At 41.0% G+C, this 19,388-nt stretch carries 19 protein-coding genes; 11 read left to right on the top strand and 8 right to left on the bottom strand.

What is annotated here, in order from left to right:
• Positions 1–83: 83 nt before the first annotated feature.
• From ACLCDV_RS13130 to ACLCDV_RS13115, 4 genes are all read right to left on the bottom strand, one after another.
• Positions 84–290 (bottom strand): transposase, encoded by a 207-nt coding sequence (locus ACLCDV_RS13130; RefSeq protein ID WP_411971327.1) that lies wholly within the window; start codon positions 288–290, stop codon positions 84–86.
• A 56-nt stretch (positions 291–346) separates the two neighbouring features.
• A complete protein-coding gene (locus tag ACLCDV_RS13125; RefSeq protein WP_411971326.1) occupies positions 347–649 on the bottom strand; it encodes a transposase in 303 nt (100 codons plus the stop codon).
• 109 nt (positions 650–758) lie between these two features.
• Positions 759–3,053, bottom strand: coding sequence for a hypothetical protein (locus ACLCDV_RS13120; protein WP_411971325.1), 2,295 nt, complete (start codon positions 3,051–3,053; stop codon positions 759–761).
• A 656-nt stretch (positions 3,054–3,709) separates the two neighbouring features.
• On the bottom strand, positions 3,710–4,087 hold the full coding sequence (locus ACLCDV_RS13115) for a helix-turn-helix domain-containing protein (RefSeq protein WP_411971324.1): 378 nt from the start codon (positions 4,085–4,087) through the stop codon (positions 3,710–3,712).
• Between the two features lie 963 nt (positions 4,088–5,050).
• Here ACLCDV_RS13115 and ACLCDV_RS13110 point away from each other — a divergent pair.
• From ACLCDV_RS13110 to ACLCDV_RS13095, 4 genes are read left to right on the top strand one after another with little or no spacing between them, the layout of a single operon-like run.
• Positions 5,051–5,425 (top strand): hypothetical protein, encoded by a 375-nt coding sequence (locus ACLCDV_RS13110; RefSeq protein ID WP_411971323.1) that lies wholly within the window; start codon positions 5,051–5,053, stop codon positions 5,423–5,425.
• A gap of 18 nt (positions 5,426–5,443) precedes the next feature.
• Complete coding sequence (locus ACLCDV_RS13105) at positions 5,444–6,799, top strand: TlpA family protein disulfide reductase (RefSeq protein WP_411971322.1); 1,356 nt, start codon at positions 5,444–5,446, stop codon at positions 6,797–6,799.
• A 2-nt stretch (positions 6,800–6,801) separates the two neighbouring features.
• Positions 6,802–10,020 carry a SusC/RagA family TonB-linked outer membrane protein gene (locus ACLCDV_RS13100; RefSeq protein WP_411971321.1) on the top strand — a complete coding sequence of 1,073 codons (3,219 nt, stop codon included), beginning with the start codon at positions 6,802–6,804 and terminating at the stop codon, positions 10,018–10,020.
• 32 nt (positions 10,021–10,052) lie between these two features.
• Complete coding sequence (locus ACLCDV_RS13095) at positions 10,053–11,399, top strand: RagB/SusD family nutrient uptake outer membrane protein (RefSeq protein WP_411971320.1); 1,347 nt, start codon at positions 10,053–10,055, stop codon at positions 11,397–11,399.
• Positions 11,400–11,469: 70 nt separating this feature from the next.
• On the opposite strand, the gene ACLCDV_RS13090 is transcribed toward ACLCDV_RS13095, so the two are convergent.
• From ACLCDV_RS13090 to ACLCDV_RS13075, 4 genes are all read right to left on the bottom strand, one after another.
• Positions 11,470–11,946 (bottom strand): hypothetical protein, encoded by a 477-nt coding sequence (locus ACLCDV_RS13090; protein ID WP_411971319.1) that lies wholly within the window; start codon positions 11,944–11,946, stop codon positions 11,470–11,472.
• 47 nt (positions 11,947–11,993) lie between these two features.
• Positions 11,994–12,608: a MauE/DoxX family redox-associated membrane protein gene (locus ACLCDV_RS13085; protein ID WP_411971318.1), complete on the bottom strand. Its 615-nt coding sequence runs from the start codon at positions 12,606–12,608 to the stop codon at positions 11,994–11,996.
• A gap of 134 nt (positions 12,609–12,742) precedes the next feature.
• The gene (locus ACLCDV_RS13080) at positions 12,743–13,750 is read right to left on the bottom strand and encodes a helix-turn-helix domain-containing protein (RefSeq protein ID WP_411971317.1); all 1,008 of its coding nucleotides are present in this window, start codon (positions 13,748–13,750) and stop codon (positions 12,743–12,745) included.
• 81 nt (positions 13,751–13,831) lie between these two features.
• Entirely contained in the window at positions 13,832–14,215 is a 384-nt protein-coding gene (locus ACLCDV_RS13075) for a hypothetical protein (RefSeq protein ID WP_411971316.1), read from the bottom strand.
• 188 nt (positions 14,216–14,403) lie between these two features.
• Here ACLCDV_RS13075 and ACLCDV_RS13070 point away from each other — a divergent pair, with 188 nt between their 5' ends.
• From ACLCDV_RS13070 to ACLCDV_RS13040, 7 genes are all read left to right on the top strand, one after another.
• Positions 14,404–15,444 (top strand): hypothetical protein, encoded by a 1,041-nt coding sequence (locus ACLCDV_RS13070; RefSeq protein ID WP_411971315.1) that lies wholly within the window; start codon positions 14,404–14,406, stop codon positions 15,442–15,444.
• 101 nt (positions 15,445–15,545) lie between these two features.
• Complete coding sequence (locus ACLCDV_RS13065; RefSeq protein ID WP_411971314.1) at positions 15,546–15,929, top strand: hypothetical protein; 384 nt, start codon at positions 15,546–15,548, stop codon at positions 15,927–15,929.
• A gap of 449 nt (positions 15,930–16,378) precedes the next feature.
• Entirely contained in the window at positions 16,379–17,023 is a 645-nt protein-coding gene (locus tag ACLCDV_RS13060; protein ID WP_411971313.1) for a DUF6266 family protein, read from the top strand.
• A 71-nt stretch (positions 17,024–17,094) separates the two neighbouring features.
• On the top strand, positions 17,095–17,646 hold the full coding sequence (locus tag ACLCDV_RS13055) for a DUF6266 family protein (RefSeq protein ID WP_411971312.1): 552 nt from the start codon (positions 17,095–17,097) through the stop codon (positions 17,644–17,646).
• A gap of 5 nt (positions 17,647–17,651) precedes the next feature.
• Positions 17,652–18,104 carry a DUF5675 family protein gene (locus ACLCDV_RS13050; protein WP_411971311.1) on the top strand — a complete coding sequence of 151 codons (453 nt, stop codon included), beginning with the start codon at positions 17,652–17,654 and terminating at the stop codon, positions 18,102–18,104.
• A gap of 45 nt (positions 18,105–18,149) precedes the next feature.
• Entirely contained in the window at positions 18,150–18,500 is a 351-nt protein-coding gene (locus ACLCDV_RS13045) for a hypothetical protein (RefSeq protein WP_411971310.1), read from the top strand.
• 463 nt (positions 18,501–18,963) lie between these two features.
• On the top strand, positions 18,964–19,314 hold the full coding sequence (locus tag ACLCDV_RS13040; RefSeq protein WP_411971309.1) for a PKD domain-containing protein: 351 nt from the start codon (positions 18,964–18,966) through the stop codon (positions 19,312–19,314).
• Positions 19,315–19,388 lie beyond the last annotated feature (74 nt).

Below are 19,388 nucleotides of genomic sequence, written 5' to 3'. Positions count from 1 at the left end.
CATTGGCATCGTCCATTTTTTGCGATATCCTTTATGATCAGATATATCAATTTCATTAGTGCCTGTTCGGAGTTGAAGGCTCCCTAAGACTTAATGATTTTTCGTATCTGACAGTGCATTCCCTCAATCGGATTTGTGGTGTATATAATCTTGCGAACCTGATCCTCGTACTCAAAAAAAGTGGAAAGATTGGTCCAATTATCCATCCAGGATTTGGCAGCAAGAGGATATTTATTGCCCCATTTTTCTTCGAAAGACAAGAGGTTCTCATAACCTATTTCTTCGTTCACGGCTTTATAGACTGGCTTTAAATCCTCGATAACAAGCTTTTTATCTTTCTCGATAGTTACCTAGCGCATACTTGTTCTGATTTGGTGAACAATATATCACGGCCTGTTTCTAGCTCAAATGTTCCGGTATTGAGACATCGGACAGTCTTTTTTGTCTTGCCATTTCGACGGTTGCTATTACCTGACGCTTTTTCTTCGTTCAGATGATTCTCTAGTTCACCATCCATCATCGATTCCAACAGATGCTTCATTAGCGGCGCTAGGACGCCATCATTGTGAGACAAACTTTTACCTTCGTAAAGACCTTGTATGGCTTCTGCCTTGAAGCGTTTAAAGTCGAATGGGTCTTTTTCTTTCATGACCGTGTCGTTTGAATAATTGAATATAAATAATCTTATTGAATTATTCCTATGACACAGTTCAGGTTACAATCTCTGGCCGACGGCGGTTTCTCGCTTTTTTACTATTTTATGAACCCAATTCGTGATTGATATTTTTCAATATTTCATCTAGTCTTTTTGTCATCGATTCACTGACCTTATAGTTAGTTGATACATATTTTTTTTCATCTACTAGCATCGAAGATATTTCTTCAAAATATTCATCTTTCGTAAATAATACTTTAAAATCATGACTAGTGTTATCTGTACTTACAAAATATTTAGTAAATAGTGATTTGAAAATAATATCAATAGTTAAAGCATCTGGACTATGATCAGCAGGAAGCTCGGGTACCTTGGCATTCACTTCCAGTATTTCGTTTTTCCGCATTTCTGCTAGAAGATTTGTGTATTTTCTTCCCACCTCATTGTCTGGATTAATTATCGTTGCGACGGCATCAAGAAGCGTATGAGTCATCTGTTGGAAAGTGTTATCCTGATCTAGTATTGATAGAATTTCATTTGATACAACCTCGGGTCTAATCTGAAAATTTATCATAGAAATATGATCCATAAGTCTTGTTGGAGTATATAGGAACCATTTAGTGGATCGAGGATTACTCTCGAAATATTGTTTTCGCACTCTATTTAATGATAAGTCCCAAGAACATAGGATTGGATCTTTAGGATTTACCTCTAGATCTGTATCAGATAGTAATTCGAACATAATTGCATCGTTATTTGCAGCAAAATTCGACTTCAGTTTTCCATTTAAGCGTAAATCGTCTTTAATAAGATCAATAACTACTTCAAGATCATATTTTTTTACTTCTTGAATTTCTATATTAATAGTATTTAGAAGGTAGCTCATGTTTCTTTTGTGATCTACTTTACTTTTCTGATAAAAATTAAATTCTTTTAAAAAGTCTTCAAAGGTCAATTCATTTTCCAATTCATCATTATCACTTAAAAATGTATAGTATTGAAAAATTGGGTTCGAGCTATTTCCTAAAGTTTTAAAAACTGGAAGTTTGGTAAATGGTACTAAACCAAGAGCATCCTCGAAAATGTTTACAAGTTCTAAGCTATAAGGATAAATGGTTTTTAAATATAGATCATTGTCCGCCGAAAAATGATAAAATTGTTTTGCAATTTTATGGTAATAATTGTCATATTCAACCTTAGGGGCATAATCGATAAGCAATAAATTTAACATTACGTTAGTATCTAAAAATATTGTCCTGTTATTGCTATATTGCATTGCATACCTTTCCAAACGGTCAGGGTCTGAAATCTTACAATAGACATGCCCCGCTGCTATTTTAGGTAAGATATCACTACTATCCCCAACTTTAATTAGCGTTTTCAGGAGATCCTCAAGATCGGTTGGCGCTGTATCGCTAGCAATAATTGATGCTAGATAGTTACGGAGCCTTTCTGTTGCAGAACGAATATCATTTATATTTGAATCTCTATGTGTAATCTCACTAACATTTAGTGAATATGTACTTTCGTAGAGTTCACTTAACCTGATAACGATATCGTCAAGGTGTTCCTGTAAATTATATTTTTTTAAGGCTGTAGTAAGATCCGAAAGTAATAGGGCCTCCTCTTCCTGAAATTCATTCAAAGCATCTTCTACTCTTTGTCTTTCTTTTGCATGTAAAGATATGTCCCCACCTTTCAATTTAATTTTATGATCAGTCGAAAGTCTGGCTAAAACAGTATCAAAATAATTGGAGTCTAGTGATGATGTAAAATATTGATTTACTTGGGAAAGAAGAAGATTTTTTTGGATAAATTCACAATTAAATAGGATATTAATTGTATATGATTTGATTATGTTGAATTTAATATCTATAGAATTACCAAATGACATTAAATCGTAATATGACTTGACTCGCACATCGTCAAAGTAAGTGCTTTCCTCAGAGTATTTGCTTATCTCCGAATAGTCAAATATTTGTCTTCCTAGTTCAGGGTACGCTTTCGACGCTTCACTTAAAACATTACAATCGATAATATCAAGTATAATCCCATAATCAATTTTTGCTCGGCTTTTATACTGCAATTTTGTTGTATTAGATAGGCTATATGAATAGAAATATTTTACACGATTGGTAATGCTGAATTTATCAATATTCTGTTTTGCCTTATTTAAGTCTGAGAATAATTTAGTTTCGAAATTTTTCTCTTCCACTGTTGCCTGAACTTGTATATCAAATGAAGCAGTGGATAAATCTATCCCGCTATCCCAAGGTCCATTCAAAGTGAAAATATTATCGATATCCTCTAACTCTTTTAGATAAGCTTTTGCTACACTGTATAGTTCTTTTTCTTCGAGTGATTTTATGAGTGATTTTGTGAATTTTTCTTTAGACATCGGACTGTATATTCTATTAACTCTTTTTATTTATAATAATGCTATTACTTTCAAAACTAAAAAAAATACTTGGTTAATGAATTGCTCAATCTCAAATAGGATTATTTCATTCTAAATGAGGTTTGAAGTAGCATCACTTTTTTCTTAGGTACTAAAGTATATTACCTACGGGTTGCTCATCATTTAGAATTCATTTAAAAAGCTTTGACCTTTATTAAACTATGTTTCATCGAACATCCTATATTCTTATATTAACCAAAAGAAAGCTTTTCAATTATAAGTTTTCATCATTGAATTATATTTTCCAATTTTTTTAAGGGTTATTATTGGTCTTTTCGGCATAAAATCCTTTAGGCTACATGCTAATCTCGTTGCCAGTTTGTTTAACTGATCGTATGTGTACATACTCGTATAGTTTTCCATTTCAATCTCGCCTATTCATATTGAAGTGGCGCCAAGCATTTTAGCAAGTTTTGCTTGACTTACTTTCTTTTCATTCCTTATTTCTCTAACCAATTTAGCAATTTCACATTCTATTTTAGGTCTCGGTATTTGTTGATCCATAAATTTTTAAAATAGTTGTATAACTTTATCTAATTTCTAAATAGTTTTCTGATTTTTTTAATAGTGGTTTAAGCAATTATGAATTTTAAATTTCATTTCTCCTTCCTAAAATCAGCAACAAACTTTTGAAGAGCTCTTACAAATTCAGGATTATTAATCTCTTTTAAATCTCCATTGTCATCGGGAGATTGAATTTTGATAGACATACCGCTTTTGAGCAATCTTTTATACTCATTCTGTAGAGCTTGAGCTAATCCAGTAGAATTTCTTGGAATGGATTCAATAAGTTCAACGTTATCTACTTCTAGAATTTCACCTACTTCGTCCAATCTTTTTAAACTTGGTTGAGCAGTATTTGAATTCCATTTGCTTATTGTCGTGTCATCCACGTCAAGGTATAGAGCTAATGCTACTACTTGGAGTGGAGAATCTTTGATAGCTTTCTTTATATTATTGATTTTCTTCGACATATTTTAACCTAAAAAAACTTGCATAATATTCCAGTTATTTGTATTTTTGTTTTAGCGATATGGAGATCACGGCAATTAGCCATGATTAACGATGTTTTTCTCTATCTGTAAACGACTAAATTACCCAGAGAGAACCGTGATATCGCCCCATGCTCAAAAAGTTTGTTACTTTTGTAATACTTTTATAATGCATGTGGGTGATTCGCGTTTACTTTAGAGGGTAGAGTCAAGTGTCTCGTGTAGACATAGACAATAAAGGCTAGTCACCTTCAGATCTAAAGTGCGGTCACCCCTTGCTTTTTTTATTCTCCGCAATAATAGAGTAACATCGTTCACATAAAACCAAAACGATTATGAGAACGAACACAAAAATCACCCCTCTTTACCCGGAATCGATCCAAGTTGGATTGACTAGGTATTCCCGCAAATTACTTTTAAAGAACATATTCCGCGCGCCCGAATAGGCTACGCTCCATCAAACACAGGCAGTAAAGAGCAATAAAAAGGGGAGGTGTTGACTTTCCTTAAAATGAAAAGACAGCTGAACCCAGTTCAGTTTAATTTCCCTCTTAATATGCCTGTCACCGACCTATACACTTACATGACTGGATTAAAAGGTAATATTGGCCAATGTTGTAGCTTGATTTAAAATTCGCACTTTAAAATTAAGCAAATTTTCACTCAGTCCAAACTTTTTACCTGTAGTTTTTATTGCAAGACGATATTGCTGTAGGTCGGTTTTTACTTCTTTCCGGCAGGGAGCGCCATAATGAACCCTATTTATGCCTTGAAATTGTATCAAGGCGCTTTTCGGACTTTTAATCTTATTTGTCCATTTGGCATAGATCGCATTTGAGCTATGCAGTGGTAAGCCATTTGAATGCGAAATTTTCGCTATAGGGGATACTATGGCCTAATTTTCTATAGCACCTCAGGGCTTGTCATAATTGATGAAACTAAATTATGAACCAAAAATCAAACAACCTGCTACCCTTTGAGCTAGCATGTTATGAAATTTACGACAATGGATACGATCCATTAAATACCATTCGAGAGTTCTGGTCCCAATATACCATTAACGACTGTCAGCAAAGTCTATGGACACTCTTTGAAAACTATAGAAAGTATGCGGTACAGGAAGATGCTATTGATGTAAAGCAGATGCATACCTTTTTGATGAAAGTGTGCCGTTTACTGATCGCTTATTTCCTGGTGCACTTTCGCAAGATCGAAATCGATGCGGTGCTATTTGCCTTTGCAGAGCCTGCAGAAGTTATAATCGCCGATCTGGAAGCCAAGCAAAGGATCCACAGTTTCTTTAATCGAATTTCAGAATAATACCTAATCCATAAGCAGATGATAAAATTATCAAAATCATTCACTGCCTTATTGGATAAGGTAGTACTTATAATGCTATTCGCATTGTTTTTTATGTTTAGTTTATGGGCTCAGACACCCCGCAAGGACAGCGGGGCGAAAGGGCTCAATGGACTAACCGCACTCAATCCAGGTGAGCCTATATCTGATGCTGTCTGGAAGATGCCCTTGGAACTTAATTATTTTGACGGCAAGAAAAAGACGGTAAAGCTAGCTGATTTCAAAGGCAAAGTGATTGTCCTTGATTTCTGGTCTACGGGCTGTAAAGCCTGTATTGAGGGAATTCCTAAAATGGAATTGATACAGGATCGCTTCAAAAAGGATATGGTCATCCTGATGGTCAATAGTAAACGCAATAAGGATACCCCACAGCGGATCAAGACTCGTTTCCAAAAATATAGGGAGGATTTTAATTACGTTCCTAAACTAGGTTCCATATTGGACGACACCGTATTTACAACACTTTTTGAACACAATACCTTGCCAACAACTGCTGTGATCAACTCCAAAGGTGAGTTTGTCGCCACGACTAATGCAAACAACTTGACAGATGGTAATATTGAAGCCTGGCTTAAGGGGGCGAAGGGAAATATCAAAAACAAAGGAATCTATTATAACACCGGTGGTGAAGGAAGAGGAGGTGGTGGATCATTATTTGACACAACAAGCACATATTACTATTCAGCATTTGCTAAACAAAGGGATAATTTTTTGGATGATTATCCAAATACAGTTTATAGGGACGGCACAACTTACTTGCGGATCGGAAACCAAACCTTGAGTTTTATGCTAACCTATGCGTTCCCATTGGAGATGAAGGGCTACAGTGTTAGAAAGGCATACTATGCGCCCGAATTGGGAATAGACTTTAAGCTCAAACTGATCCGCAATCGGTATTGGTACGAATATTTTAATCGGGATTCTGTGACCAAAAAGGAGATTCGGGATGTCTATAGAAAAGATTTTGTCCACTTTTTTAAAATTGCCGTAGAAAGGCGAAAAGATACAGTCGAGTGCTACAAAGTATCTTATACACCTGCATTTGAAAAATTAAAGACAAAACACAATATGGTCATATCGAAAGCGAGTTCGCCCGATAATGAATCTTATGCGCAAAAGATACCAATTTATACTATTCTGTCAAATCTGTCTTATGCTTTCGAAGTACCTATCGAAATAGATCAGTCGGAGATGACCCGTGTCGACATAACAATTCCCGCTGGTTTTATCTACCGAACCGAGAAGGAAAAGCTCGACTTTTTTAAAGACAAAGGCATTATACTGACGAGGACAAAGGCTCTTAAAGAATTTCCGTACATCTATCTCACAAAATAATCATGAGAGCATTTTGGTTGACACTGCTCTGCAGTGTGTGTTTCCTGTTGGGCAAGGCCCAACAGGAGCAACGGATAGTGGTACAGGGTGTCATTATGGATAAGGAGGCACAGCATACCATCGCCGGTATTACTGTTCGTTCTAAAATGGGTAATAGTAAAGCTAAAACTGACCAAGAAGGCAGATTTAGCCTGACACGAATGAATCGGAAAGACTCGGTAATCGTCTCAGGTGTCGGTTACACAACCGTCACAGTTTCGGTAGATTATTTCTTTCAGAAGGAACCGCTATCGATAAAGCATTCTGACCAATATCTTGATGTCGTCGAAGTGAATACGGGCTATCAGACCCTTAAGCCCAATGAGGTAACGGGCGCGGTAGGTATTATAACCGAAGATATGTTGAAGCAGCAGACGGGTACCAATATCATGCAGCGCCTGAATAATATGGTGCCAGCTGTACGGTTTGACAATCAGCCCATCCAAAACCCGATCATTCAAAAGTTGAATGTATCTATCCGTGGCTTGAGTACAATAAATGGACAAATGGACCCCTTGATCGTGTTGGATGGTTTTATCTATGAGGGTAATATCGCCAACATCGACCCGAACTCCGTTGAATCGGTATCTATATTAAAAGATGCGGCAGCAGCGGCTATCTGGGGTGCTCGGGCTGGCAACGGTGTCATTGTACTTACGAGCAAAAAAGGGAAATTAGGGACTAATGAACGGTCGAGAATATCGTTTAATAGCACCTTTTTGTTCAATCAAAAGTCTGACCTGACACAGTTATACCGGCTTTCAAATCAGGATTTTATTGGGGTGGAAAAAATGCTCTTTGACAAGGGATATTATAATGTTTTCCTCAACAGCGTAGGCTATGCTGCTATGACCCCTGTAATCGATATCCTGGATAAAAGAAAAAAGGAGCTGATCAGTTCGCTTGATTCTGCCAAACTCATCAATAATCTATTGTTGCAGGATGGCTTAAAAAACTATGCTGATGCATTTTATCAAAGTCCATTTACACAGCAATACAATCTGAATATTTCCGGCGGCGGTACCAAACATGCTTATGGTTTTGCGACAGGCTATACCACTGACAGGTCGCAGTTGAATGATAGAAATAGGAAGATCAATCTCTTGTTTTCGAATACGTTCAAACCGATCAGTAAACTGCAGATTGACTTCGGGATGAATTATACCAATGCTTTATCCAAGTCGGGAAGACCTGATCTTACCGGCCTGACCTACAATGGAAAATCGGTTCCGTACCTGCAATTTGTGAATGATAAGGGGCGTGAAATCCCATTTGAGAGAGATTACAGGCAACTCTATGTGGACCAGAAATACAGTACAGGATTTTTGGACTGGTCTTATTATCCAATGTCGGAATATAAATACAGCAATACGGCTTCAAAGCTCACGGAGCTATACGCTACCTTTGGTTTGGCTTATCAGGTAAAATCATTTTTAAAACTCAACCTTTCAGGTCAATATCAATTGCAGTCTATAAAGGGCGAAACCAATAGTACGTTGGAAAGCTATGATGCGAGATCAACGATAAATAAATATATTCAGATGGATGCCAATGGAAAGCTGACTTATCCTGTGCCTCAATCGGGTCTATTAAGAAATTCGCTGACTGATGGACAGTCTTATACGATCCGGGGACAGGGAAATGTTGATAAGCGTTTTGGGACATACCACATCGTGGGAATCCTTGGTGCGGAAATCAGGGAAAACATACAGAAAGGCAATTCATTTACCGCCTATGGATACAATGACCTGCCTTTGGCTTATGCGCCAGTAGATTATGTGACCTTATTCAAGACTAATCCGGATGATCTGTATCAGAATATACTCGGTGCACCTGATTTCTCGAAGACGATCAATAGATTCATATCTACCTTTGCCAATTTTTCAACTATTTGGAAGGAAAAATATGCTCTATCCGCTTCGCTCAGACAGGATGGAGCAAATATATTCGGTGCTTTGACCAACGACAAGTGGTCGCCCTTGTGGTCGGTTGGCGGTTTCTGGGAATTGGGTAAAGAGCATTTTATGAAGAGCAGCTGGATAGATATGCTAAAGCTGAGAGCAACTTATGGTTACAGTGGAAATGTTGATGTTTCAAAAACACCACAGCCTGTTGCCAATGTGCAGACGGATGCGTACACGAAATATCGGATCCTCAATATTTCCAAACTCAATGACCCGTCATTACGCTGGGAAAAAGTAGGTACGATAAACTTTGGTTTGGATTATAGCATCTTGAATGGTCGTATCAGTGGTGTTGTAGATTATTATGTAAAATCGGGTAAGGATCTTTATGGTTCTACAGAATATGATTACACGACTTGGGGAGCAAGTAATGTGGTCACGAAGAATGTAGCGTCTATGAAAGGTAAGGGACTCGATATCAGTATCAGTTCAAAGAATACACTGACAGGTGTAAAATGGGATACGCGGTTAAATCTCAGTACAAATTCCAACAAGACAACGGCTTACTATCAATCCTTGAATCAGGGGGTATTGAGTTTTCTAGGAAACGGTAACAAAATAACTCCTCTTGTGGGCATGCCGCTGAATGCGATCGCCGCCTACCGTTGGGCAGGACTGAACGAACAGGGGATAGCTCAGGGCTATGTCAATGGTGAAAAGAGTACCGACTATTCCAAAATCCGGTCAGCTTCTGTTGAAGGATCCACTAGCGATGGAAGTATCCGTTTCTTTGGCTCCGCCAAGCCACAGGTGTTTGGAAATTTGATCAACAGTTTTTCATGGCATGAATTCTCCCTTGGCATCAATGTAAGTTTCAAGGCAGACTATTATTTCTTAAAACCTGCAACTTCTTATTTTAACCTGTTCCAAAGCGGAAATGCTTATCCGGATTTTGAAGATAGGTGGCAAAAGGAAGGGGATGAGCTGAGCACCAATACGCCAAAAATGTCGTACCCGCTCGTTTCGTCTGCAGATGCATTTTATACGCAATCGGAAATACATGTTTTGAAGGGGGATCATATACGGCTCGAATACGTTAATTTCTCCTGGCAGAAGGCATTTGATCAAAAGGGCAATAAAACGAATGTAAGACTCTATGGAAACTTTGCCAATCTGGGCATATTATGGCGAAATAACAGGCAGAAAATAGACCCTGAATATCCTTATCGACTATCCCCGCCTAAGGTGTTCTCGATCGGAATCCAGGTAGATTATTAACAGCTGTGTTTACCTATTTTAATGTTTAAAAGATGAAAAAGATAATTATAATCATATTGTTATGTCCTTTGCTCTTGTTGTCATGCAACAAGTATCTGGATATACAGTCCAACAATAGATTGGTCGTACCCAACAGCCTTGAAGATTTACAGGGGCTGTTGGATAACTCCAAAAACATGAATCTAAATTATGGTGGACTTGGTGAGCGCTCTTCTGACAATGTCTATATACCCCTAGAGAATCTAAATACCCTTGCAGTTGAATCAAAGGAGCAGTATCTATGGAAGGAAACGGTGTATAACTATGCCAACGACTGGTCTGCCATGTATACAACCGTTTATAATGCCAATTTGGTATTAGAGAAAATAGCGGACATTCAAAGAGATAGCCGCAATGGTCTCGATTGGGACCGTATCAAGGGGTCTGCATTATTATTTCGTTCGGCGGCATACCTCAGTCTTTTATGGACTCATTCAAAAGCCTTCGATACGAATACCGCGAAAACTGACCTTGGCATTGTGTTAAGAGAGAGGTCGGATTTTAACGTCAAATCGGTGCGCTCCTCTGTCGAACAAGGGTATAACCAAGTGCTCGCAGATCTGCACGCTGCCGAACCATTACTGCCGACAGAAGCAACACATGCGATGCGCCCCAGCAAACTGGCCGTATATGGTTTATTGGCGAGAACCTATCTTTCGATGCGCAATTATAAACAGGCGCTCGTATATGCCAATATGTATCTCGACATAAAGCACGAATTAATGGACTACAATGACCAAGGGGATGTAAAAGCTTCGGCAAATTATCCCTTCACGATTTTTAATAGGGAGACTGCCTTTTTTACCCAATTGCGATCGACGACGGTGACAGCAGCTTATTCTAGTATCGATACGCTCTTATATCGTGCATATGACAATAATGATTTACGTAAGCAGCTGTTTTTTAAGATCACTAAAGGTATTATAAATTTTAAAGGGCAGTATACTGGTGCGCTTGCACTATTTGGAGGGATCGCGACAGACGAGATTTATCTCACTAGAGCTGAATGTCTGGCAAGAGAAGGGAAGTTGGGTGCAGCGCTGGCTGATCTTAATCTATTACTGGAAAAACGCTATAAAACGGGAACATTTATGCCAATCACCATGATGAATGCTACAAGTCTACTGGATACAATCTTATTGGAACGGCGTAAAGAATTAGTCTATAGAGGACTGCGCTGGATGGACATCAAAAGGCTCAATCTCGAAGGTCGAGAAATCCATCTAATCCGGCAAGGAGAAGATGGTCAAGTGGAACTCAAACCAAATGACAACCGGTATGCCATTGCCTTGCCCGACGATATCATCAGAATCACAGGTATGCCACAGAATCCACGCTAAAAGTAAAGGCGGCTTACTGGAGTAAGCCGCCTAAATTGCGATCAGTAAACCGATTGCACCAATTCTCGAATTATAAAGCTCTATTTATAGGATCAAATTGTGTTGCGTTAGAGCTGGCTGCTTCGCTGGGTAGATAGCCAGCTCCGGTTTCCGCTTGGATAGCCTCGATCTGAACTTTGGAATCATCCAGCGTACCGCCACTTACATCAGAAGCATCTACCTCAAGGGCACAAGCTGCTTCCGGCTCTGCGTTACAGCTCTGACCATTTGGCGAAGTTGTCCAATTGGATTCATCTTCCACTTCCGATTTATTTGTCGGATCACCATGGAAATAAAGCATCACGCTGGCAAACGATTTGCCGGATAATTTTTCAACAGCTTTTGCGCCATTGAAACATACTGCGAAGGCTATCGCTAACATCATGTAGCCTTTGCGATTGAAGATACTAGTCATAAGACTATCCTCCTTTCTGTACAGCAGACCGCTGTTATTTCTCTTTTTTAAATACTTTTTGGTCTGCGACAATTTGTGTTTATAATTTACCATAGCTTTTTTCTGAAACTACGGTCTGGTTATCCTATGCTGTAGCCGAATTACTGTAACCCCTCTACAAGCTTGCTCGGGAAGGGGGCGCCCTGCATAGGGTAGTCGAAAGCATTCTTCGATTTTCCTTTCAACAGCGCTTGAATATGACCAATGATGATAACAATAAAAAATAGGAGGAACAGATTTATTCTGTTTTTATAGCGCTTATTTTGAATACGTTGAGTTGTCTTATTTGACTGTTTACTACTGATGAAAAAACCTGCGAGGGATAGGATAAATAACAACGCGTTTATCCAGAGGTGTGTGATCCGATTGACGTTGGTCAAAAAGCTGCTGCACATGCAAGGCGCATCCTTTAGTACGCCGAATACACCCAATGCGATATAGCTACTGAAAATAAGAATCAAAAGAAGGGATACTGACCAGCCTAGATATTCCAATTTCTTAAGCGGCATAAAAAGTAAGACAGCCAAAGAAATTTCCAACAGTGGCATCAACCAGGAAAGTACAGGTGCAAAGGTGCCAATAAGCGGTTGATGAACCAGCGAGAGCTCAAATGCATCATGGATCCAGATCTTGTCCATGCCAACATAGAGCCAGAATAAGATCATTCCGCATCTTAATAGTAGATAAGTCCAATGGTATATTTCAGCTCTTTTCATGTTATTAACGATTTATCTGCCGCGACTATTTCCTTGCCCGTTCAGGCTTCTCTTTTTAGCGACCATCTTATTCCAAAGTTCGGCCTTATAGAGGCGCTGGACTTGGCCGAATCTGGAGTCGAGTATGTACTGGTTTAAATATAGTCTTGGCTATTAAGCCTAAAAAACTCCGTAGCCGTCGTGCCCGTCTTCTTTTTAAAAAAGCGGGCAAAGCTGCTCGGTGAAGCATAGCCCAGTTCATAGGCTATGGTATCGGTATGCATACCATCCAGGATATACTGCTTGGCGAGCTCCAATACAAAATCTATTTTCAGCTCTTGGGGGCTTAGCCCATAATAACTATGGATAAGTTGATGCAGATAGTCCATACTGATTCCGAGCTGCCAAGCAATATCATCTAGTTTAAAATCCTGCCCATTTTCGGCCACAGTCTGCTTAATGATAGCATGGGCTTCTTTGGCTTTTAACTGGGATTCCGAAATCTTTTCATATTCTTCAAAGATCTTTTCCTTCGATAGATTGATCAGCTTCTTGATCCCCCAGAGGATATTGACCTCCGTGTCGAGGTCACCTTTTTTGATTTTGGCCATAATGGCCTTCATCAGAAAAATAGTTATGGTTCCTATACGAAAATCGATACTGCAGCATGTATTTGGATCTTTCTGCCGGTAAGCAGCTATCAATGGCTGGAGAAACCGGAAAGGACGCTCATTGCCGTCACGGAAAATACTGCCGCGGAAATAAAAGTTGACAATTGTATACCTTCCGGCAGGAATATGAAGTCGATAATCACCTGTGGATAAGTAGAAATAACGACCCCGACCGGAAGAAATAGGATAGCTGACCTGCTGACTGAGATCTTCGAGCTGAATTGTCGTATTGTTAGCCATGACATAGAAACTGTGGATATCTGGATGCTTTACCTGTAAGGAAATCACAATATCGCTCGGTATATGAAGCTCCAAAAGATTGATAAAGCCGAGCAGTCCATCAAACTGCTGCAGGCAGGCCTGCCCATGTTGATTTTCATACAGTTGAAAATCCGCATTGGGCATGCTTAGCCGAGGGCGGAAAGCCCCAGTTTGGAAACTGACCGGCTCGCCAAAAAGTTGGGCAATGTCGATATGTAATGCTGTTTTCATAATTGTTTAAGTTCTTTTCATCCCACCGACCAGGATTTCGGAATGATCAGTGGGAATGGTATTGGATAACGTCAGATTTGATTACCGCCTCGAATAGCGGTATGCAATCCGTATAAACAATGGCGTTAGCAGCGCTATTCTCGCTTCATCTTGCCACTGCTCATGGCCTTGAATGATAAGGTCCTTAAATTCGGGATCTTCGTCTTTCTTCTCGTCCTTTTGAAATTGGACAGCCAATCCCCACATGGTATAATTGGCGATCGCTCTGCCGAGTTTGTTCTGGAAATTGACCGGCATCGCCGCGAGCTGTGCAAGCTGATGCGCCTGCAGATTAAAATTGTCTTTCATCCAGCCTGCAAAATTGCCGGCCAATGATGCCAGTTCTATGGCCCGATCGGCCATCGGTAAGGCGAGAAGTGTGGCCACTTTCCGCGCCACACCTGCATTGTCAAAATTTTCTCTCATACATGTAAACTTTTGACAAATGTTGAATTTACAACTTACTAAAACCAGTATTTCAAAATAACCGACCACATTTAGTAGGTTAATCTTTTTATAGCACGCGAAATAATTCCGAACATTTGAGAATTTTGATTAATTTGCATGTTCAAACATGTGAATATAACCTAGCAATTGGCACTTGACGGACTCGTATGAAGCAGTTTTTAAAGCTATGCCTGGGAAGCTTATGCTTTTCCATGCTATTTAATCTGATCGGAAATAAAGGAATTAAACTCGAACGGTTCGGAACGTACACCTATAGCGTCTGGACGATAACTTTTGCATTGGCCATTATCATTGCGGCAATGCTGATCCGCATCGGTTTAAAAATAGCCTGGATAAAATGGCAAAAAAAATATCCCGAACTGGAACTGTTTAAGGATGGCAAGTTGCAGCTTAAGGAAATTCCACCTGGAGAAAGATTACTGGTGGTCTTTGCCATAACAGTCGCCCTGCTGCTTGTTTACCTTTGTTTTATCTATCTGATCGCTTATGCGCACCAAAGTAGCAACAGCGCTATGTTATTTAAAAGTTACCTATACCATTACATACCTGAACTTAGCGTAAGCTGCTATTTATATGTATATTATGTTTTTAAAAAAGGTGATCTGTGGTGCTTCACACCGCAGCATGATATCTCCCTGTTCGGTAGGCAACTTCCAGCAAGAGTAGTCGAGCTGGAAAAGATCGTAGAAAAAGTAGTGCCGGTGGTTCATCCCAGCGTGTTGGATCAGAAGATCGTTATCGGATCGCTTTATGATATTCTCTATGGCCACGCTAAATTTGCACCTGACTATACAAGAAAGAAAGCTGTGCGCATGTTTGATGTACCGTTTTACTTTTCGACCCGAGGCGAGAAAGAAGTTATTTTGGTGGACGGCACAAGACGGAAAGCCGATCGCTTTATGCAGGAACTGGAGGCCATCGGACTGGATAAATGGTATTTCCGAATCAGCAGCAGCTGCCGCGTCAATATGATGCTCGTGCGCTATCCGGTAGCGCACAATGCCGGTAAACTTGAATTGCGCAAAGAGGTATATGACAACCTGCAGCAGGCAATGAACAAAATGGATATCCAAAAGCTGTTGGTGGCAACGCAATGGATACGGAAAAACAAAAAAATAACAAAATTTTTGGATAACGTGAATAACCTGGAGCATAAGGGATGGGATTACCTTATTCCGCTCGACTAAAGTATCCCACAAGTATAAACTTAGATAGACCGGGCGCAGTAGACAACAGGTCTGCCGTAGCGCTGGATTTCGGCGGTTAGTCGAGCTAACCATGCCAATTTATGTTTTTTGTTAAAGGATCTCCTGATCAAAAGGGGATTACGCCCCGTTTTGTGTCCAATGCGACAGCTATTCACCTAAAAATCAACTATTCTTTTCAACTAAAATCAAGCATCGAATATACGCCGTTAGAGGCCAAGTTGGACCGCATCATCGACCTGCTGCAGGAAGAGCACTATACGGAGCTCCAAAAGCTTAGCGGCACGATGACCATCCACGAAGTCGCCTATTTTTTGAGCAAAAGTGTGCGCACCATCGAACGGCGCATCGCCAAAGGCCTGCTCAAGGCTGCCTACAAGGAGGGCAATGCAGATCTATTTCTAAAAAAAGATGTGGTGCAGCTCTATGTGGGCGAGTACAGGAAGTGGCCCCGTCGCATGCCTTAGCTCCGTAGCTTGTTCGTACCTGCTTCGTAAAGCCTTCGGCGCGAAACAATTGGGCACCAACTATTGACCAGCCCTTCACCAGTATTTTTCTGTTCGGAGACTGGTGAATAGCTGTTGCGGAGCTGTACAGTATCTGTTCACGTTTCGAAGCTGGTACGAAGCTGGGCCGAAACAAAGGCCTTAGACCGCTGCTCGAGTGGATAGTTTTTGAAGTGCCAGGCGACCGCGCTCCTGGAATGTGTCCGATTACAGGGGTTATTTTGTAACGGCTATCCTATGGTCTCCGACAGGCCACCGACAAATCTGAGGGGACCGCCGACAGGTCTCCGCCAACCTGCTCTGTGCTCTTGACACCGGGCTATTCGATGTTGTATGTTTGTCGAAGTAAAGCAATACATACCGGTATAAATGAATGCTTTATGTGGTTTTAAATTTAAATAACAAACAACATGGCAACAATCAACAATGGTGTAATCGGAAAGGCTAGTGGTAAGGTAGGCGCGGTGATCGCCTCATCCTGGAAATCCATCAACTACCTCAAAGGTTTGCCCAAAAAGCGGACGAAAGGCATGTCCGAAGAACAGCTGATCCAACAGGAGCGTTTTCTAAAAATCTCCAAATTCCTGATGCCGATCACGCCAATCCTGCAGGTCGGATTTGGCCTCGCCAAAAGCGATAAGATGACGCCAAATAATGTGGCGCTGCAGCAGAATATCGCCCAGGCGATAAGCGGTACTTATCCAAACTTTAGCTTGGATTACAGTAAAATCGAGATCAGTAAGGGTTCCTACCTCAATGGTGGTTCAATGGAGGCGGCAGTAGGTGCCGGAATTGTTTCGCTCTCCTGGGATACCGCCCTAAGTACCCTTTACAACACCAAGGCCGACGATCAGGTCATTATCTTGATCTACCAGCCTGAAAAGGACGAGTTTATGACGACGCCGACCCCGCCAACGCGTGCTAACGGGACGGTAGACATTCAGATTCCCTCGCATCTGCTGGGCGGTAAGGCCCATGTCTGGATCTTCTTTACGGACCGCAAAGCCGAAAAAGTATCCAAAAGTACTTACCTGGGCGAATTTGACCTGGCTTAACCTTTAGGGTATGAATTGAACGGGAGGGGCCTTGTGCTCCTCCTGATTTGTAAACAAAAACGATAAAAGCGATGCAGGTAATTTCGGAGTTCAAAAAGCAGGCTAAAGATCCGACACGGAAACAGGCCGCACAGGAGCGCTTTCGGCTGGCACGACGGTTTTTAAATCCGCTATATCCACTCATCCTCAGCGGTTATGCCCAACACAATAGTTCGGTACACGCGGCTTTTGGTCGGGCCATGTCGCATACCCTCACCAATGTGATACAGGGGGAGTTTCCGCATTTTAAGATAGCGGCACCGCTGGCCAAAATCAGCAATGGTATGCTCTCGCCAGTTGTGGTCGATACATGCCTGCGTACGGCGAATAGCATTGAGTTAACCTGGAATAGGTCTCCAGCCATTAGGGATTATAGTCAATGGGACGATCAGGTCGTTCTCTGTGCTTACGACGTTGTTGGCGGACAGGCCGCCATCAATGAGCAGCTGGTCCTGCGGAAGGATGCCCACATGATCATCGAGCTGCCGTCTATCCTGTATGACAGACCCGTACATCTGTACCTGTTCCTACACGATCGTGATAAAAAGCTGTACTCAAGAAGTCAATACCTCGGTCTTTTATAAGTTAAATGGAATGTATGAAATCAACGATAAAAGTACTTCGCACAAAACAGGGTAAGCATAGCACCCTGTCTGAAATCTACCTGAACAATCAGTTCGTCTGCTATGGCCTAGAGAATATTCCGCGCCCGGTTAAGATAAGGGGTGAAACCGCTATTCCCGCAGGCCTTTACCCGCTGGGCTTTAATCGCGACGGGGCAATGAATGGCCGTTACTACGACGATTATCCAAAGATGCACCGCGGGATGTTGGAAATACGTGATATTCCGAATTTTAGCTGCGTCTACTTCCACAAAGGGAATAGCTACAGACAGACTGCGGGCTGCATATTGGTCGGTAGCCAGTATGTGCTTGAGGATGGCGATTACCACCTGCTGGCTTCGGGTATAGCGTACAAAAAGTTGTATCTACTTGTTACCGAACTGATGGCCCAGGGGCTCGTCGACGTGCTCGTCGAATAAGCGGTACCCGCCGTCTGGCCATTGATCACCCTTAAAAAAATAAGCATGAAAAAGATTTTTAATAAAGTAGGACAGGTGCTGCAGCTGCTATTGGCGGCACCTGTAAAGCTGCCGGGTAAGGTGGGGAATGTATTAAAATACCTCGCCTTGGGACTTGGCATCGTGGAAACGGTATTGGATGAAGCGAAGTCACCGGCGGACGATGGCAAGGGACCGCTGGAAGGAAAAGATAATCCCGTCGACGGCGAAAGCAATCAGTCGGCATTGGGTGAGACGATGTCTTCATCGGCATTGCCTACGGATAACGATCCTTCGGAGAGCGCGAGGGAAGATAAGTCCGTTAAGAACGGAACCGAAAATCCCGTAGAAAGGAGCGCGAAGGATGAAATGGAATGATATCCGCATCTCGGCCATTGGTGGTACCATCTGTTCCATCTGGGCCAGCATCTCGCTGGGCGATGCGCTGCAAACCGCCCTAACGGCTGCCTTGGGTACCCTGGTCAGTTACGCGACAAGCAGGCTACTGGCCAAATGGACTAAACGCAAAAGATAAGGAATAAAATTGCGTGTCGCAATTGCAATGCCCCCAGAGCTAAAAACCTGGGGGCATTGAAGCGAATTGCTTCGGCAGGAAAAACACCGTATCCGCAGGCCTTGGTCTAAGCAAGCGAAATTGCAACATACTGACACCTGATCGGAGGATAAAAAAGTAAAAATCTAACACTAAACAAAGTTTATATATACTATATTTGCCAATGATAAGGGTAATGGAATGGTATGAATACGCCTTTTTATCGTTGCATTTACTAATACAACGCTTTTATTTAAATGCCTGAAATTTATAAACTATCTTAGTCGTATGAAATTTATTAAAATCTTTTGTCTTCTTAGTTTGCTCACCTTGTTTTCTTGTGGTAAAGCTGAAAAAAGTATAGTCGACTGTTTTGGAGAATCGATATTAGTTGACGTTCACCACAAAGCAGCTGCCGATGCAGCGTCAAAAATCGACTTTAATGTAAGCTACTCCGGCGACCACAAAATGGATACTGCCATAAAATGGGATTTCGGCGATGGAACGATTCAAACGTTAAACGGATTAACGGCAAGCCATACCTACAGTAAAGCCGGAACTTATACCGTTATCGCAAAGGTAGGCCTGAACAATGGCGGTTGTTCTTTTGATATCAAGGAAACTGTCACCATCCCTTAGCTGTAACAATACAATAGTGTGTCATGATATTTTACATGCTTTTGTGATTATTATACATTCTTATATAAGTTTCT

This window comes from Sphingobacterium sp. Lzh-3 (assembly GCF_046764375.1).
Taxonomy (GTDB): domain Bacteria; phylum Bacteroidota; class Bacteroidia; order Sphingobacteriales; family Sphingobacteriaceae; genus Sphingobacterium.
Note: the sequence above shows the minus strand (reverse complement) of the source record. Positions and strands in the feature narration are given on the sequence as shown.

What these genes read in the sequence shown, in the direction of transcription:
- ACLCDV_RS13125 (WP_411971326.1), bottom strand. Translation starts at nt 649, where the DNA reads ATGAAAGAAAAAGACCCATTCGACTTTAAACGCTTCAAGGCAGAAGCC.
- ACLCDV_RS13120 (WP_411971325.1), bottom strand. Translation starts at nt 3,053, where the DNA reads ATGTCTAAAGAAAAATTCACAAAATCACTCATAAAATCACTCGAAGAA.
- ACLCDV_RS13115 (WP_411971324.1), bottom strand. Translation starts at nt 4,087, where the DNA reads ATGTCGAAGAAAATCAATAATATAAAGAAAGCTATCAAAGATTCTCCA.
- ACLCDV_RS13110 (WP_411971323.1), top strand. Translation starts at nt 5,051, where the DNA reads ATGAACCAAAAATCAAACAACCTGCTACCCTTTGAGCTAGCATGTTAT.
- ACLCDV_RS13105 (WP_411971322.1), top strand. Translation starts at nt 5,444, where the DNA reads ATGATAAAATTATCAAAATCATTCACTGCCTTATTGGATAAGGTAGTA.
- ACLCDV_RS13100 (WP_411971321.1), top strand. Translation starts at nt 6,802, where the DNA reads ATGAGAGCATTTTGGTTGACACTGCTCTGCAGTGTGTGTTTCCTGTTG.
- ACLCDV_RS13095 (WP_411971320.1), top strand. Translation starts at nt 10,053, where the DNA reads ATGAAAAAGATAATTATAATCATATTGTTATGTCCTTTGCTCTTGTTG.
- ACLCDV_RS13090 (WP_411971319.1), bottom strand. Translation starts at nt 11,946, where the DNA reads ATGGTAAATTATAAACACAAATTGTCGCAGACCAAAAAGTATTTAAAA.
- ACLCDV_RS13085 (WP_411971318.1), bottom strand. Translation starts at nt 12,608, where the DNA reads ATGAAAAGAGCTGAAATATACCATTGGACTTATCTACTATTAAGATGC.
- ACLCDV_RS13080 (WP_411971317.1), bottom strand. Translation starts at nt 13,750, where the DNA reads ATGAAAACAGCATTACATATCGACATTGCCCAACTTTTTGGCGAGCCG.
- ACLCDV_RS13075 (WP_411971316.1), bottom strand. Translation starts at nt 14,215, where the DNA reads ATGAGAGAAAATTTTGACAATGCAGGTGTGGCGCGGAAAGTGGCCACA.
- ACLCDV_RS13070 (WP_411971315.1), top strand. Translation starts at nt 14,404, where the DNA reads ATGAAGCAGTTTTTAAAGCTATGCCTGGGAAGCTTATGCTTTTCCATG.
- ACLCDV_RS13065 (WP_411971314.1), top strand. Translation starts at nt 15,546, where the DNA reads ATGTTTTTTGTTAAAGGATCTCCTGATCAAAAGGGGATTACGCCCCGT.
- ACLCDV_RS13060 (WP_411971313.1), top strand. Translation starts at nt 16,379, where the DNA reads ATGGCAACAATCAACAATGGTGTAATCGGAAAGGCTAGTGGTAAGGTA.
- ACLCDV_RS13055 (WP_411971312.1), top strand. Translation starts at nt 17,095, where the DNA reads ATGCAGGTAATTTCGGAGTTCAAAAAGCAGGCTAAAGATCCGACACGG.
- ACLCDV_RS13050 (WP_411971311.1), top strand. Translation starts at nt 17,652, where the DNA reads ATGGAATGTATGAAATCAACGATAAAAGTACTTCGCACAAAACAGGGT.
- ACLCDV_RS13045 (WP_411971310.1), top strand. Translation starts at nt 18,150, where the DNA reads ATGAAAAAGATTTTTAATAAAGTAGGACAGGTGCTGCAGCTGCTATTG.
- ACLCDV_RS13040 (WP_411971309.1), top strand. Translation starts at nt 18,964, where the DNA reads ATGAAATTTATTAAAATCTTTTGTCTTCTTAGTTTGCTCACCTTGTTT.